The following is a 16,453-nucleotide window of genomic DNA, read 5'->3' on the forward strand; positions in this document are numbered from 1 at the left end:
CCCGGGTCAGAACTCCCCCGCACGCGGGCAGGTCCGGCCGTCGCGGGGTTTGCCGAACATCTTGTTGAAGGCGTTGACGTCCATGGAGTAGACCTCCTGCGCCCGCGGGAAACGGGTCTTCAGGCGTGCGGTGTACGCGGCGAGGTCGGTGGCCGGCAGCGGCAGCACCGTGACGACCGCCGGCGAGCTCTCTTCGCCACCCAGGCCGTTCAGCATCTCCGGGTGGTCCTTGAAGCCGTCGCGCAACGAGAGGTACGAGTCGTGTTTGGTCTCGACGAAGACCAGGCGCGCGTCGGGGTCGTCGTGGAACGAGGCGGCGGCGCGGGTCATCTCTTCGTCGGTGTCGAAGTACACCTGGACGTCCCGGCACGGCTGGTGCGCGGCTAGCGGCACCGCCGTGCGGTCGATCGGCAGCGGATCGGGCCGGACCAGAGACGCGACTCCGAAAGCCGAAGCGACACCGGCGCCCACAGCAACCACCAGAACCGGCGCCAACCAGCGCCACAAGCGAATCCCCACGCACGATCATCAACGAACAGCGCGGGAACGTTACCGGCCCGGGCCCACCGGCAGGTGCACCGTGACCGTCAACCCGCCGCCCACCACCGGTTCCGCCGAGAGGGCGCCGCCGTGGGCCTGGACGGCGGCGCGGACGATGGAGAGGCCCAGGCCGGCGCCCGAGCGGGCCGTGCGGGCGACGCCGGCGCGGCGGAACGGTTCGAACAGCTCCGGCACAGCCGCGGGATCCAGCAGGCCGCCCGACGAGCGCACGCGCAGCGTCGCCCATTGCGGGCCGGGCTGGGTGCTCACTTCGAGCCAGCCGCCGTCGACGTTGTGGCGGACGGCGTTTTCGACGAGGTTGCCCGCGATCCGTTCCAGCAGTGCGGGGTCGCCGTATGCGGGTGCGCCGACCAACGAGAACTCGGCGCGCAGGCCCCGTGAAGACGCCTCCGCCCGCACCGCCGCCCACGCGCGGTCGACGAGCACGGCCAGGTCGACGGGTTCCCGGACGACGAGCCCCGCGCCGTCGGTGCGGGCCAGCAGCAGAAGTGAGTTCACGAGCTGTGCCGCGCGTTCCGTCGCGTCGCGCACCACGCCGCCCATGCGGCGCAGCTCGGCTTCGTCGGCGTGCTCGTCCGACAGCGTCACGTCGAGCTCCGTGCGGATGACCGACAGCGGCGTGCGCAGCTCGTGGCTCGCGTTGGCGACGAAGTGGCGCTGCGCGTCGAACGCCGCCTGCAGGCGGTCGAGCATGTCGTCGAACGTGCGGGCCAGCTCGGCGAGCTCGTCGCGCGAGCGGATTTCGCCGATGCGCTCCCCCAGCGACTCCACCGACAGCCGCCGCGCCGTGCCGGTGATCTCGCGCAGCGGCAGCAACACGCGCGAGGTGAAGGTCCAGGCCAGGATCGCCGCTGCCGCCACGACGAAGCAGAACGCCAGCGACCCGAACAGCAGCACCCGGTTCACCGCGTGGGTGCGCAGGTGCTGCGCGAGCGTGGACGCGTCGACGTCCACGCCGTCCACCCGCACGATCGTGCCGGGCGGCATGTGCGGCACGGCGTCCACCGCGTCGCCCACGAGCGACCACGCCAGCCACAGCAGGAGCAGCCCGGCCGCGGCCACGAGTACGGTCGCGAGGATCGTGACCCGGGCCCGCAGGCTGCGTGTGCCGGGCAGGTTCACTCGGCGCCGGCCTCCGCGACCGGAACCCGGTAGCCCGAACCCACCACGGTCTCGATGATGCCCGGCTCACCCAGCTTCTTCCGCAGGGTCATCACGGTGACCCGCACGGTCGTGGTGAACGGGTCGGCGTTCTCGTCCCACACGCGCTCCAGCAGCTCCTCGCTGCTCACCACGGACCCCGACGCCGACAGCAGCACCTCGAGCACGCCGAACTCCTTGCGCGTCAGCTCGATCGGCCCGCTCGCGCGGCGCACGGTGCGCTTCGCCGGGTCCAGCTCCACGTCGCCCGCGGTCAGCAGCGGCGGCGCGGCCGGGGTCGCGCGGCGGCCGAGCGCGCGCACGCGGGCGACCAGCTCGGGGAACGCGAAGGGTTTCGCGAGGTAGTCGTCGGCGCCGAGCGACAGGCCGTCGACGCGATCGGAGACGGAGCTGCTCGCGGTGAGCATGAGCACCCGCGTGAGCTCGCCCGACGCGACGATCTCGCGGCACAGCTCATCGCCCGACATCCCGGGCAGGTCGCGGTCGAGCAGCACGACGTCGTACCGCGTCACGGTCGACTTCTCGTGCCCGTCGTCACCCGTCAGGGCGATGTCCACCGCCATGCCCTCGCGGCGCAGGCCGCGGGCGATCGCGTCGGCCAAGGGCTCTTCGTCTTCGACTACCAGAACACGCACGAGTCCACAATCCCACAGTTTCCTGAGAGCACCTGAGAGACCGGAATGGACACTCAGGCTGTGGACCACCGCAAGGCGAACCACAGCCGCATCCGCGTCTCCGGATCGGCGAGATCCACGCCCAGCGCCCGCTCCGCCTGCCCGATGCGGTGCCGGACGCTGTTGCGGTGCACCCCGAGCTCCGCGGCCGTGCGGTCCCAGCCGCCGTGGTGCGCGAGCCACGTCCGCAGCGTCCGCACCAGCTCGCGATCCTGCGCCCGGTCCAGCTCCCGCAACGGGGCCAGCACCCGGACGGCGAATTCCCCCGCCGCGCCCGGGGAAACCAGCGCGTCGAAGCCGAGCGGATCGGTCTCGGCCACGACGGGCCGCCCCAGCGTTCGCGCTCGCGCCAGCAACAGGTCCGCTTCGGCGAGTGCGCCCGGCAACCCTTCGGCGGCAACGGAAGAACCCGCCACGGCGAGCCAGCCGTGTTCGCGCAACCCGTCGAGGTCGGCGGGCACCGAGCTCACCACGGCGAGGAACCGCGGCCCCGGCAGCACCTGCACGAGCGGGGTGTCGAGCCGGGCGCGCAGCCAGTCGTGCCGCACGGCGACCTCGTCCGGGCCCCGGCGGTGCGCGACGCCGGCGACGAGCCGGGCCCGCGCCGAACCCAGCACCGTCGAGAGCACCGCCGCGCCACCCCGGCCGAGCAGCAGTCCCGTCGCCGCCGCGCCGAGTTCGGCCGTGTCCGATCCGGCGCGGCCGACGAGCCCCAGCAGCGCCGCGCCGACGGCCAGGATCGAGCGGTCACCGCCGTCGAACCGGCGCCACCGCCCGAACACGAGCAGGTGCGCCGCCGTCGCCTGCGGGTACACCGGCTGCGCCACCACGAACGTGCCGTCGGCCAGTTCGGTGGTCGCGCTGCGGATGCCGCTGCCCGCGCGCAGCGGCGAGAGCAGCTCGGTCACCGCCGGCGGCAGCGGCTGCGGCGCGTCGTGCCCGGCCACGTGCTCGCCGGCCGGCCCGACGAGCGCCACCCAGCCGCGCAACCGGGCCGCCAGCGCCGTCACGAGCGCGCCCATGCCGTCGCCGGCGGCACGTGTGAGTGCCTCCCGCGCGGCCGCCGTCCGGCGCTGTTCCCGTTGTCCCGCTTCGGCGAGCGAGACCGCCACGGCCCGGCTGATCGCCAGGAACGGCGTGCGCGGCGGCACGACGACGAGCGGCAGGCCGTGGCGCACGCACGCGTCGCGCAGCGGCTCCGGCAACGTCTCCGACACCGTCGGCGTGAGGCCGAACCCGAGCGCGGTCACGCCGGCGTCGCGCAGCCGGCGGACGTAGCGGCCGGGGTCGCGCGGCAGGTTGACCCCGGCGGTGAGCACCAGCTCGGCGCCCAGCAGGTACGGCGCCGGATCGTCGAGCTCGCTCACGTGGGCCCAGCGCACGGGCGCGTCGAGGCCGCCCGGGCGCACCGACTCCCGGACGACGTCGAGCGCGAGCTCCGGGTTGCCGACGACGGTCCGTAGCGGCACGGTCACCTCAGCGGACTCGGGCTCGAGGTTCTGGGTCATTCCATCCCGGCTTTCCACGGTTCCTGGACGGATCGTCCCATGCCGGAGGGGTGGCGAGCGAACCTACGGTGGCCCGAACACCCCGCAGACGACCGAGGAGGACACCGTGGGCGGCGACTACGCGGTGATCGCGCTGTACATCGCGGGCATGATCGGCGTGGGCTGGATCGGCCTGCGGCTGGCGAAGACGAAATCCGACTACCTCGTGGCGGGCCGGCGGCTGGGCTGGTTCATGTACTCGGGCACGATGTCGGCCGTCGTGCTCGGCGGCGCGTCCACGGTCGGCGGCGTGAAGCTCGGCTACACCTACGGCGTCTCCGGCGCGTGGCTCGTCGTGACGATCGGCGTCGGCATCCTCGTGCTCCACGCGGTGTTCGCGCGGCGGCTGGTGAAGCTGCGCGTGTACACCGTCGGCGAGATGCTCGACCTGCGCTACGGCGGGCGCACCAGCGCCGTGTCCGGCGTGGTGATGTGGGGCTACACGCTCATGCTCACCGTGACCTCGACGCTGGCGTTCGCGTCGATCTTCAAGGTCCTCTTCTCGATCCCCAGCTGGGCCGGCATCGCCATCGGCGGTTCGATCGTGGTGCTGTACTCGGTGCTGGGCGGCATGTGGTCGATCACGCTCACCGACATCGCGCAGTTCGTGATCAAGACCGTCGGCATCCTGTTCGTGCTGCTGCCCATCGCGCTCGTGTCCGCGGGCGGGTTCGGCGGGATGGCCGCGAAGCTCGACGCCACCTACTTCGAGTTCACCTCGATCGGCGGCGGCACCATCCTCACCTACTTCCTCATCTACACCTTCGGCCTGCTGATCGGGCAGGACATCTGGCAGCGCGTGTTCACCGCGCGCACGCCGCGCGTCGCCACCGGAGGCGGCATCATCTCGGGCGTCTACTGCCTCGTCTACGGCGTGGCCGGCGCGCTGATCGGCACGGCCGCGAAGGTGCTCTACCCCGACCTCGGCAGCGCGCAGGACGCGTTCGCCACCATTGCCGAGCGGCTGCTGCCCACCGGCGTGCGCGGGCTCGTGCTGGCCGCCGCGCTGTCGGCGCTCATGTCGACCTCCAGCGGTGCGCTGATCGCGTGCTCGACCACCACGACGTCGGACCTGCTGCGCAAGATCGGCCTCAAGGGCGGCGAAGTCCTGCGCAACCGGATCACCACGCTCGTGCTGGGGATCGTCGCCATCGGCATCGCGATGGTCGTCGACGACGTGGTCAACGCGCTCACCATCGCCTACGACATCCTCGTCGGCGGCTTGCTCGTGACGATCATCGGCGCCCTGGTCTGGAAGCGCGGCACCCGGCAGGGCGCGTACGCCTCGATGGTCGCCGGCACCGGGTTCGTGCTCGCGTTCATGATCATCGACGGCGTCGCCGCCAACAGCCCGATCTACTGGGGGCTCGGCGCGAGCCTCGTCGTGTACGTCGCGGTGAGCCTGGCGACCCCGCGCACGCCCGAAAGCATCCTGTCGGTCTGGACGCGGCGCCTGAACGGGTCCGCGGCGGCCGACGAGCAGCAGGCGGAAACCGCTGCCGCAGCACAGGCCTGAACCCACGAGAACCAGGAGAACCCGCAGTGAGTGACCTGCCCCCGATCGGCCCGCTCGACTCGTCGCGCGTCCCGCGCTTCGCCGGCTTCGCGACGTTCGCGCGGCTGCCGCGGCTCGACGAAGTGGCGCACGCCGACGTCGCCGTGGTCGGTGTGCCGTTCGACTCCGGCGTGTCCTACCGGCCGGGCGCGCGCTTCGGTCCCGCGGCGGTGCGCGAGGCCAGCCGGCTGCTGCGGCCGTACCACCCGGCGCTGGACGTGTCGCCGTTCGCCGAGCGGCAGGTGGTGGACGCGGGCGACATCGCCGTGAACCCGTTCCACATCGGCGAAGCCATCGAAAAGGTGCAGCAGGACGCCGAAGCCCTCACCGCCGGCGGCACGCGGCTCGTGACGGTCGGCGGCGACCACACGATCGCGCTGCCGCTGCTGCGCGCGGCGGCGAAGAAGCACGGTCCCGTGGCGCTGCTGCACTTCGACGCGCACCTGGACACGTGGGACACCTACTTCGGCGAGCCCTACACGCACGGCACGCCGTTCCGGCGCGCCGCCGAGGAAGGCATCCTCGACACCAGCGCGCTTTCCCACGTCGGCACGCGCGGTCCGCTCTACGGCAAGCGCGACCTCGAGGAGGACCGCCGGCTCGGCTTCGGCATCGTCACCTCCGGCGACGTGCTGCGCCGCGGGATCGACGAGACCGTCGGCGCGCTGCGCCGGCGCATCGGCGACCGGCCCCTGTACATCTCGGTGGACATCGACGTGCTCGACCCCGCGCACGCCCCGGGCACCGGCACGCCCGAGGCCGGCGGCCTGACGAGCCGCGAACTGCTGGAAATCCTGCGCGGGCTGCGCGATCTGCACCTGGTTGGCGCCGACGTCGTCGAGCTCGCGCCCGCCTACGACCACGCCGAGATCACCGCCATCGCCGCGTCGCACGTGGCCTACGACCTGGTGAGCCTCCTGGCGCTCGGGAAACCGGAATGAGTCGGATCGGGGGCGACGTCGTCGTCGAGACGCTGCGGGCGCTCGGCGCGGACACGGTGTTCGGCCTGCCCGGCCAGCACGCGCTGGGCCTGTTCGAGGCGTTGCGCCGCGCCGACGACGTGCGCGTGGTGAGCTCGCGGGTCGAGAACAACCTCGCGTTCGCCGCCGACGGCTTCGCGCGGGCCCGGCTCGCCGCGGCTCCCGACGGTCCGGTGCCGGTCACGCCGATGGTCGTGTCGACCGGCCCGGGTGCGCTGCTGACGCTCGCCTCGCTGCAGGAGTCGCGCGCGGCTTCGGTGCCGGTGCTGGGGATTTCGAGCCAGATCCCCGTCGCCGGGCTCGGCGGCGGACGCCACGGCTACCTGCACGAGCTGCCCGACCAGCAGGCGAGTTTCCGCGACGTGGTGAAGTCCGTGCACGTGGTCCGCACCGTGAGCCAGATCCCGGCGGCGCTGCGCGAAGCGTGGACGGTCGCGGCGACGGCGCCGTACGGGCCGGTGTGGGTCGAGATCCCGCAGGACGTGCTGCTCGCGCCGGCCACGCTGCCGCCGCTGAGCGTTGTCCCCGCCTCGCCGGCACCGCCCGAACCGTTGCCGGAGCTGGTGGCCGAGGCGGCGAAACTCCTTGCGGCAGCGCGGAAACCGGTGATCCTCGCCGGTGGTGGCGCGCTGCGGGCCGGCGCCCACAACGAGCTGCGCGCACTCGCGGAAGCGCTGCGCGCACCCGTGGTGTCGACCTTCGGCGGCAAGGGCGTGTTCGGCTGGGACCACGAGCTGTCCGCGCGGTCGTGGCTGGAGGATTGGCACACCACGGAGTTCCTGGCCGGCGCCGACGTGCTGCTGGTGCTCGGCTCCGGGCTCGGCGAGCTGTCGAGCAACTACCGCGAATTCGCGCCGCGCGGCCGCGTGATCCAGGTCGAAGCCGACCTCGGGAAGCTCGAGTCGAACTACCCCGCGCTCGGCATCCACGCCGACGTGCGGCTGTTCCTGCGAGCCCTGGAGGTTCCCGCGCGCGCCGCCGACGGGCGCGCCGAAGCGGCGGTGGCCGAGCTGCTCGGCCGCGTCGAAACCCGGCTGGCCGAGCAGGACCTGAGCGCGGAGCGCAAGCTCGTCGACGACGTCCGCGCCGCGCTGCCCGGCGGCGCGCAGACGTTCTGGGACATGACGATCGCGGCGTACTGGGCGTGGTCGGCGTGGCGCCCGGACGGCGCGCCGAGCCACACCGCGCAGGGTGCCGGCGGCCTCGGTTACGGTCTGCCCGGTGCCCTCGGCGCGGCCGCCGCGGGCGTCCCGGCGCTGGCCGTCTCCGGTGACGGCGGCGCGATGTACGGCCTGGCCGAACTCGCGACCGCGAAGCAGCACGGCCTCGACGTCACGTGGCTCATCGTCGACGACGGCGGATACGGCATCCTGCGCGAATACCTCACCGGCGCGTTCGGCGAGACCACGGCCACCGAACTGGCGCGGCCCGACTTCGTGGCGCTGGCGGAGTCGTTCGGTGTCCCGGCCGTGCCGGCCACCGAGGACTCCGTGGGCGCGGAGCTGGCGAAGGCGCTGCGCACGCCGGGTCCGTCGGTGGTCGTGCTGCCCACCGTGCTGAGGATGTTCGCCCCGACCCACCTGGAGAAGCGGTGACCCACGTCCTGAACTTCGTCGACGGCTCCCCGGCCGACGCGGGCGGCTCGCTCACCCTCACCGACCCGGCGACCGGCGAGGCGTTCGGCACGAGCGTCCTCTCCGGACAGTCCGAAGTCGACAAAGCGATGACCGCCGCCGCGCGGGCGTTCCGCACGTGGCGGCGCAGCACCCCGGCCGAACGCCAGGGCGCGCTGCTGAGGCTGGCCGACGCCCTCGAAACCCGCGCGGAGGAGTTCGCCGGCGCCGAGGTGCGCGAGACCGGCAAGATCCGCGACGTCGTGCTGGCCGAGGAGATCCCCGAGTGCGTGAGCGCGCTGCGGTTCTTCGCCGGCGCCGCGCGGCAACTGGAGGGCACGGCGGCGGGTGAGTACCTCGACGGGCACACTTCGGTGATCCGCCGCGAGCCGGTGGGCGTGTGCGCCCAGATCGCGCCGTGGAACTACCCGCTCATGATGGCCGTGTGGAAGATCGCGCCGGCGCTCGCCGCGGGCAACACGGTGGTGCTCAAACCCGCCGAGACCACGCCGTCGACCGCGGTACTGCTCGCGCGGGTGGCCGCGGAGTTCTTCCCCGCCGGCGTCTTCACCGTGCTCTGCGGCGACCGCGAGACCGGCCGCGCGCTCGTGCGCCACCCGCTCACGGACCTGGTGTCCATCACCGGTTCCACGCGCGCCGGGATCGACGTGGCCACGGTCGCGGCGGCCGACCTGAAACGCACCCACCTCGAGCTGGGCGGCAACGCTCCCCTGCTCGTGTTCCCCGACGTCGACATCGCTGACACCGCGGCCCGCATCGTCGGCGCGGCCTGTTACAACGCCGGCCAGGACTGCACTGCGGGCAGCCGCGTGCTCGTCCACGCGGACGTACACGACGAATTCGTCACCGAGCTGACGAAGGCCGCCGCCGCGCAGCGACCCGGGGTGGACTACGGGCCGCTGAACAGCCGGGCGCAGCTCGACCGCGTGCTGGGCCTGCTGGCGCGGCTGCCCGCGCACGCACGCGTCGAGACGGGCGGAACCGCGCCCGGGCCGGGGTTCCAGCTCTCCCCCACCGTCGTCACCGGTCTGCACCAGGACGACGAACTGGTGCAGGAAGAAGTCTTCGCGCCGGTGCTCACCGTGCAGGCCTTCACTTCCGAAGAGCAGGCGATCGAGCTGGCCAACGGCGTGCCGTACGGGCTCGCGTCGTCGGTCTGGACGCGCGACGTCGCCCGCGTGGCGCGGGTGTCACGCGACCTCGACTTCGGCTGCGTGTGGGTGAACACCCACGGCCCGCTGACCGCCGAGATGCCCCACGGCGGGTTCGGCCACTCGGGTCACGGGAAAGACCTCTCGGCGTACGCGTTCGCTGAGTACACCCGCGTCAAGCACGTCATGACTCGCTTCGGATGAGGTGCCGATGAGCGAGAAGATCTTGCGGGCAACGGTCCAAGAGCATTCCGGAGCAACACTTCCAACTGGCCTACCGTGTGGAAAGCCGCCGAGGACGTCCGTGCGCTCCTTATTTCCGGCCTCGGCCACACCACGAACCACCGTCGTCGCACGAACCAGCCGAGCAAGCAGGCAGGAGACGACGAACGGCGGGTCTCCCTCGAGGAAACCCGCCGTCCGGTTCGCTCTGCCGGGGTTCAGCCCCGCGGGTTCTCCGCCGGTACGTCCTGCGCCGAGCCCAGGCGGCCCGACGCCCACTCCGTGATGCGCCGCGCGACGTTCTGGGCGGTGAGGCCGACGCGGTCGAGGACCTGGTCGCGCGTGCCGTGCTCGTGGAAGGTCTGCGGGACGGCCAGGTCGCGCAGCGGGACGTCGCAGTCGGCGTCGCGCAGGAGGGCCGCGAGGGCGGAGCCGAAGCCGCCGTGGCGGCCGCTGTCCTCGACGGTCACGACGAGGCGGTGCTGCTCCGCGAGGGCCACCAGCTCGGCGGGCACCGGGACGACCCAGCGCGGGTCGACGACGGTCACGCCGATGCCCTGGTCGGCCAAGCGGTCGGCGACCGCGAGGGCCAGCTTGCCGAACGAGCCCACGGCCACCAGCAGCACGTCGGGCGTGCAGGTGTCGCGCGGGCGGCGCAGCACGTCGACCGTGCCGAGGCGCTCGAGGGCCGGCACGTCGGGGCCGACCGAGCCCTTCGAGAACCGCAGCGCGGTCGGGCCGTCGGCCACGGCGACGGCCTCGCGCAGCTCCTCGCGCAGCGTGCCCGGGTCGCGCGGCGCGGCCACCCGCATGCCGGGCACCATGCCGAGCAGCGAGAGGTCCCACATGCCGTGGTGGCTCGGCCCGTCGGGACCGGTGATGCCGGCGCGGTCGAGCACGAACGTCACGGGCTGGCGGTGCAGCGCGACGTCCATCAGGACCTGGTCGAACGCGCGGTTGAGGAACGTGGAGTAGACCGCCACCACCGGGTGGCAGCCGCCCATCGCGAGGCCGGCCGCCGACGTCACGGCGTGCTGCTCGGCGATGCCGACGTCGAACCAGCGGTCCGGGAACTTCTCGGCGAACTTCTCCAGCCCGGTGGACCGCAGCATCGCCGCCGTAATGGCCACTACGTCTTCTCGCTCGCCGCCGATCTTCACGAGCTCGTCGCCGAACACGCCGGTCCAGCTCGGGCCCTTGACCGGCGGCAGCCCGGTCTCGGGGTCGATCGGGTCGGTCTGGTGCATCTGGTCGGCCTGGTGGTTCACCGCGGGCGCGTAGCCGTGGCCCTTCTCGGTGACGACGTGCACGATCACCGCGCCGCCGAACGAGCGGGCGCTGTGCAGCGCCTTCTCCAGCGCGACGAGGTCGTGGCCGTCGACCGGGCCGAGGTACTTCAGGCCGAGGTCGGAGAACATGACCTGCGGGCTCAGCGCGTCCTTGATGCCGGCCTTCGCGGCGTGCAGCGCGGCGTAGATGGGCTTGCCCACCACCGGCGTGTTGCGCAGGATCTCGCGACCGCCGTCGAGCAGGCGCTCGTAACCCGGCTGCAGGCGCAGCGACGCGAGGTGGTCGGCGAGGCCACCGATGGTCGGCGAGTAGGAACGGCCGTTGTCGTTGATGACGATCACGACCGGGCGGTCCTTGTTCGCCGCGATGTTGTTGAGCGCCTCCCAGCACATGCCGCCGGTCAGCGCGCCGTCGCCGACGACCGCCACGGCGTGGCGCGGGGCCCCGCCGGACAGCTCGAACGCCTTCGCCAGGCCGTCCACATAGGACAGCGCGGTGGACGCGTGGCTGTTCTCCACCAGGTCGTGCTCGCTCTCGGCGCGTGACGGGTACCCCGTCGGGCCGCCGAGCTGGCGCAGCTTGTCGAAGTCACCGTGACGGCCCGTCACGATCTTGTGGACATAAGCCTGGTGCCCCACGTCCCACACGATCGCGTCGCGTGGTGAGTCGAACACCCGGTGCAGCGCGAGCGTGAGCTCGACGACACCCAGGTTCGGCCCCAGGTGGCCACCCGAACGCCGCACCTTCTCGACGAGGAAGTCCCTGATCTCGGCGGCCAGCTCGTCGAGGTCCTCGACGCTCATGCGCTTCAGGTCCGCCGGTCCGTGCACGGAGTCCAGCATCGTCACAGCTCCACCTCGCCTGGTTCCCTTCGCTCCCGCCAGATCCGGCCAGTCTACGGACCGGCGCCACCACGGCTGCGGCACCCGCGTCCCGGATCACACGGAGCACCCGCCGCACTTCCCCCTGCCGGGTGTGACCATGGGCTCCGGCCGAGTCGCGGCTACCGCGAGTGGCCACGATAATCCGAACCGGATCAAGATCGAGAGGACCTCATGGCGGACCTGTTCATCGGCGGCGAATGGGTGGACGCGAAGGCGGGTGGCCGGCGCGAGATCCGGTGCCCGGCCGACGGGTCGCCGGTCGCCGAGGTGGCCGAGGCCACGCGCGAGGACACCGAGGCCGCGATCGCCGCGGCGCGGAGCGCGTTCGACACCGGGCCCTGGCCCGCGACCCCCGCCGCGGAGCGCGGTGACCTGCTGCTGCGCGCGGCCGACCTGCTCGACCGCGACGCCGAGGCGTTCGCCCGCGCCGAATCGCTCGACACCGGCAAACGCCTGGTGGAGAGCCGCTACGACATGGCCGACGTCGCCGCCTGCCTGCGCTACTTCGGCAAGCTCGCGGCCCACGACGCCGGCCGCGTGGTCGACTCCGGCAGCGCCGATGCGTTCAGCCGGATCGTGCACGAGCCGGTGGGGGTGTGCGGTCTCATCACGCCGTGGAACTACCCCCTGCTCCAGACCAGCTGGAAGGTCGCGCCCGCACTGGCCGCGGGCAACACGTTCGTGCTCAAGCCGAGCGAGCTGACGCCCCACACGTCGATCATGCTCATGAAGCTGCTGACCGAGGCCGGCCTGCCCGGCGGCGTCGCCAACCTGGTGCTCGGCGCCGGCCCGGAGGCCGGCGCGCCGCTGTCGGAGCACCCGGACGTGGACCTGGTGTCCTTCACCGGCGGCCTCGCCACGGGCCGGATCATCGCCGCCACCGCCGCCGCGACGGTGAAAAAGGTGGCACTGGAGCTCGGCGGCAAGAACCCCAACGTGGTGTTCGCCGACGCCGACTTCGAAACGGCCGTGGACTACGCGCTCACGGCGGTGTTCCTGCACTCCGGGCAGGTCTGCTCCGCCGGCGCGCGGCTCATCGTGCAGCGCGAGTGGCACGACGAGTTCGTCGCCGAGCTGGTGCGCCGCGCCGAGCGGATCCGCCTCGGCGGGCCGTTCGACGAGCACGCCGAGACCGGGCCCCTCATCTCCGCCGCCCACCGCGAGAAGGTGGGGCGCTACGTCGCCAAGGCCCTCGAAGAGGGCGCCGTGCTGCGCACCGGCGGCGAGCGGCCCGACGACCCCCGGCTGCAGTCGGGTTTCTACTACCTGCCGACGATCCTCGACGACGTGCGCCAGGGCAGCAACGCCGTGGTCGAGGAGTCGTTCGGACCGGTGCTGACGGTCGAGACCTTCACCGACGAGGACGACGCCGTGCGCATCGCGAACGACACGTCCTACGGGCTGGCCGGCGGCGTGTTCACCAACGACGCGGCCAAGGCGCAGCGCGTGGCCGGCCGGTTGCGCCACGGCACCGTGTGGATCAACGACTACCACCCGTACCTGCCGCAGGCCGAGTGGGGCGGGTACAAGCAATCCGGCTTCGGCCGCGAGCTCGGCCCGACGGGGCTCGCCGAGTACACGGAGGCCAAGCACATCTACCAGAACCTGCGGCCCGGCCCGCAGAAGTGGTTCGCCGGCTGACCCCGCCGGTCGGGCCCCGCCCCCAGCCCTAGTCCGATCGAGAACCACCGAAAGGACCAGTGCCCGTGAGCACCGACACCAGCGACCACGAGCTGAGCGAGTTCGGCTACACCAACCAGCTCAAGAGAACGCTGGGCAGCTTCCACACCTTCGCGGCGGGGATCAGCTACATCTCGGTGCTCACGGGGGTCTTCCAGCTCTCCTACCTGGGCCTTTCCGAAGGCGGACCGGCGTACTGGTGGTCGTGGCCGATGGTGTTCGGCGGCCAGCTGATGGTGGCGCTGAGCTTCGCGGAGCTGGCCGCGCAGTACCCGGTGGCCGGGTCGGTCTACAACTGGGCGAAGAAGCTCGGCAACTCCCACGTCGCGTGGCTCGCGGGGTGGATGATGCTGCTGGCCTCGATCGTGTCGATCTCCGCGACGGCACTGGCCTACCAGCGGACGCTGCCGCAGATCACGTCGTTCTTCCAGTTCCTCGGCGACGGCTCGGGCTCCAGCGACGCGGCCAACGGCGTGCTGCTCGCGACTTGCCTGATCGTGTTCACCACGCTGGTCAACGCGTTCGGGGTGAAGCTGATGGCGCGGATCAACAGCACGGGCGTGTTCGTCGAACTGCTCTTCGCGGTGCTGCTGGTGCTCTTCCTGGCGTTGCACTTCGTGCGCGGCCCCGGTGTGGTCACCGAGACCAACGGCACGGGCGCGGGCCACGCGGGCGGTTACCTCGGCGCGTTCCTGATCGCGGCCATCGCATCTTCGTACGTCATGTACGGGTTCGACACCGCGGCGTCGCTCGGCGAAGAATCCGTGGACCCGCACCGCAACGCACCGAAGGCGATCCTGCGCGCGCTGGTGGCGTCGTTCGTGCTCGGCGGGTTGATCATCCTGTTCGCGCTCATGGCCGTCGGGAACATCCGCGCGCCGGAGCTCGGCACGATCGGCCTGCAGTACGTGCTGACCGACGCGCTGGGGCCGGCGATCGGGCGGATCTTCCTGTTCGTGGTGTTCGTGGCGATCACGGTGTGCGTGCTGGCCGTGCACACCGCGGCGATCCGCATCGCGTTCGCCATGGCGCGGGACAACGCGCTGCCCGGCGGTTCGAAGCTCGCGAAGGTGAGCAAGAAGTCGGGGACGCCGGTGCTGCCCGCGATCGTGATCGGCGTGCTCGCGGTCGCGCTGCTGCTGGTGAACATCAACTCGACCCAGATCTTCTCGGCCGTCACGAGCCTGGCGATCATCCTGATCTACCTCGCGTACCTGCTGGTCACGGTGCCGATGCTGGTCAAGCGGCTGCGGGGCGGCTGGCCGCGCGAGGACCGCCCGCCCGGGCGGTTCTCGCTGGGGCGCTGGGGGCTGCCGGTGAACGTGCTGGCCGTGCTGTGGGGCCTCGCGATGACCGTGAACCTCGCCTGGCCCCGCACGGAGATCTACAACGCGTCCCCGCCGTTCCACTGGTACCTGCGGTGGAGTTCGGTGCTCTTCGTCGGCGTCTTCGCGGCCGGCGGGTTCGCCTACTACTGGTTCGTGCAGCGCCACCGCATCGGGGTGCTGGCCGACCACGCCGCGGCGCCGCTTTCCGTTGCTGATGAGGAGGATTCCCGGTGAACGAGTTCGACTACGTCGTGGTCGGCGGCGGCACGGCGGGTTCGGTGGTGGCGGCTCGGCTCTCGGAGGACCCGAGCGTCACCGTGTGCCTGCTGGAGGCCGGACCGTCCGATGTGGACGACCCGGCCGTGCTCGAACTGACGAAGTGGATGGCACTGCTGGAATCCGGCTACGACTGGGACTACCTGGTGGAGCCGCAGGAAGCCGGCAACTCGTACCTGCGCCAGGCGCGCGCCCGGGTGCTGGGCGGGTGTTCGTCGCACAATTCGTGCATCGCGTTCTGGGCACCGGCCGAGGACCTCGACGACTGGGCCGCGCTGGGCCTGCCGGGCTGGTCGGCCGCGGACGTTTTCCCGCTGTACCAACGGCTCGAGACCAACGACGGCCCCGGTGAGCACCACGGTCGCTCGGGTCCCGTGACGATCCGGTCGGTGCCGCCGAAGGACCCCGCGGGCGTCGCGCTGCTGGCGGCGTGCGAACAGGCGGGTATCCCGACGACCGAGTTCAACTCCGGCAAGACGGTGACGCACGGGGCGAACTGGTTCCAGATCAACGCGCGCGAGGACGGGGTCCGGTCGTCGGCTTCGGTGTCGTACCTGCACCCGATCATGGACTCGAGGCCGAACCTGGAGGTGCGCACCGGCGCCCGGGCCAAGCGGCTGCTGTTCGACGGCCGCCGCTGCACCGGCGTCGAACTGCAGGCCCCGGACCTCATCCACCACTCGACGGTGACCGCGCGGCGCGAGGTGATCGTCAGCTCGGGCGCGATCGACACGCCGAAACTGCTGATGCTGTCGGGCATCGGGCCGGCGGAGCACCTGCGCGAGGTCGGCGTGGACGTGCTGGTGGACTCGCCGGGCGTCGGCTCGAACCTGGAGGACCACCCCGAGGGCCTGGTCATGTGGGACGCGCTGCAGCCGATGGTCGCGGAGTCCACGCAGTGGTGGGAGATCGGCGTGTTCACGACCACCGAGGACGGCCTGGACCGCCCCGACCTGATGTTCCACTACGGCTCGGTGCCCTTCGACCTGAACACGCTGCGCCACGGCTACCCCACTACCGAGAACGGCTTCTGCCTCACGCCGAACGTCACGCGCAGCCGCTCGCGCGGCACGGTCCGCTTGCGCACCCGCGACTTCCGCGACAAACCCCGCGTGGATCCCCGCTACTTCACCGACGAGCACGACATGCGCGTCATGACGGCCGGCGTGCGGCTGGCCCGCGACATCGCCGCCCAACCGGCCCTGGACGAATGGGCCGGCGTCGAACTCGCCCCGGGCCGCGACTGCGTCTCCGACGACGAGATCGCGGACTACCTGCGCAAGACCCACAACACCGTCTACCACCCGGCCTGCACGGCCCGCATGGGCCCGCACGGCGACCCCGCGGCGGTCCTCGACGCCCGGCTGCGCGTGCGCGGGGTGTCCGGGCTGCGCGTGGCCGACGCGTCGGTGATGCCCTACCTGGTGACCGTCAACCCGTGCATCACGACGATGGCGATCGGCGAGAAGTGCGTGGACCTGGTGAAGGAAGACCGCGGCTGACCGGCCAC

12 protein-coding genes are annotated in these 16,453 nt (G+C 72.1%); 7 read left to right on the top strand and 5 right to left on the bottom strand.

Translation table 11 applies throughout. From position 1 onward, the window contains the following. Positions 1–6 precede the first annotated feature (6 nt). The 4 genes from ACIA77_RS13545 to ACIA77_RS13560 form a co-directional block, all read right to left on the bottom strand. Positions 7–471, bottom strand: a complete 465-nt coding sequence (locus tag ACIA77_RS13545) for a hypothetical protein (RefSeq protein ID WP_395886133.1) — start codon at positions 469–471, stop codon at positions 7–9. Positions 472–549: 78 nt separating this feature from the next. Beyond that, positions 550–1,683, bottom strand: coding sequence for a sensor histidine kinase (locus ACIA77_RS13550; protein ID WP_395886134.1), 1,134 nt, complete (start codon positions 1,681–1,683; stop codon positions 550–552). Next, entirely contained in the window at positions 1,680–2,357 is a 678-nt protein-coding gene (locus tag ACIA77_RS13555; protein ID WP_395886135.1) for a response regulator transcription factor, read from the bottom strand. The genes ACIA77_RS13550 and ACIA77_RS13555 overlap by 4 nt, the downstream gene beginning before the upstream one ends. Before the next feature lie 53 nt (positions 2,358–2,410). After that, positions 2,411–3,904, bottom strand: a complete 1,494-nt coding sequence (locus tag ACIA77_RS13560; protein WP_395886136.1) for a PucR family transcriptional regulator — start codon at positions 3,902–3,904, stop codon at positions 2,411–2,413. Between the two features lie 106 nt (positions 3,905–4,010). Here ACIA77_RS13560 and ACIA77_RS13565 point away from each other — a divergent pair, with 106 nt between their 5' ends. Genes ACIA77_RS13565 through ACIA77_RS13580 form a run of 4 tightly spaced genes read left to right on the top strand, consistent with a single transcriptional unit; the run spans position 4,011 to position 9,467 of the window. Then, positions 4,011–5,459 carry a sodium:solute symporter gene (locus ACIA77_RS13565; protein WP_395886137.1) on the top strand — a complete coding sequence of 483 codons (1,449 nt, stop codon included), beginning with the start codon at positions 4,011–4,013 and terminating at the stop codon, positions 5,457–5,459. A gap of 35 nt (positions 5,460–5,494) precedes the next feature. Further along, positions 5,495–6,439, top strand: coding sequence for an agmatinase (gene speB, locus ACIA77_RS13570; RefSeq protein WP_395886215.1), 945 nt, complete (start codon positions 5,495–5,497; stop codon positions 6,437–6,439). Continuing rightward, positions 6,436–8,073 (top strand): thiamine pyrophosphate-binding protein, encoded by a 1,638-nt coding sequence (locus ACIA77_RS13575; RefSeq protein ID WP_395886138.1) that lies wholly within the window; start codon positions 6,436–6,438, stop codon positions 8,071–8,073. The genes speB and ACIA77_RS13575 overlap by 4 nt, the downstream gene beginning before the upstream one ends. Then, positions 8,070–9,467 carry an aminobutyraldehyde dehydrogenase gene (locus ACIA77_RS13580; RefSeq protein WP_395886139.1) on the top strand — a complete coding sequence of 466 codons (1,398 nt, stop codon included), beginning with the start codon at positions 8,070–8,072 and terminating at the stop codon, positions 9,465–9,467. The genes ACIA77_RS13575 and ACIA77_RS13580 overlap by 4 nt, the downstream gene beginning before the upstream one ends. Positions 9,468–9,703: 236 nt before the next feature. Here the strand turns inward: ACIA77_RS13580 and dxs are convergent, their stop codons facing one another. Beyond that, entirely contained in the window at positions 9,704–11,623 is a 1,920-nt protein-coding gene (gene dxs, locus ACIA77_RS13585; RefSeq protein WP_395886140.1) for a 1-deoxy-D-xylulose-5-phosphate synthase, read from the bottom strand. Positions 11,624–11,830: 207 nt separating this feature from the next. On the opposite strand from dxs, the gene ACIA77_RS13590 reads away from it, so the two are divergent. From ACIA77_RS13590 to ACIA77_RS13600, 3 genes are all read left to right on the top strand, one after another. After that, positions 11,831–13,300: an aldehyde dehydrogenase family protein gene (locus ACIA77_RS13590; RefSeq protein ID WP_395886141.1), complete on the top strand. Its 1,470-nt coding sequence runs from the start codon at positions 11,831–11,833 to the stop codon at positions 13,298–13,300. Between the two features lie 65 nt (positions 13,301–13,365). Then, positions 13,366–14,901 carry an APC family permease gene (locus ACIA77_RS13595; protein ID WP_395886143.1) on the top strand — a complete coding sequence of 512 codons (1,536 nt, stop codon included), beginning with the start codon at positions 13,366–13,368 and terminating at the stop codon, positions 14,899–14,901. Beyond that, a complete protein-coding gene (locus ACIA77_RS13600) occupies positions 14,898–16,445 on the top strand; it encodes a GMC family oxidoreductase (protein WP_395886144.1) in 1,548 nt (515 codons plus the stop codon). Before ACIA77_RS13595 ends, ACIA77_RS13600 begins: the two co-directional genes overlap by 4 nt. The last annotated feature ends 8 nt before the right edge of the window (positions 16,446–16,453 follow it).

Origin of the sequence: Amycolatopsis sp. NPDC051903 (assembly GCF_044452505.1) — a bacterium.
In the GTDB taxonomy this organism is placed as follows: domain Bacteria; phylum Actinomycetota; class Actinomycetes; order Mycobacteriales; family Pseudonocardiaceae; genus Amycolatopsis.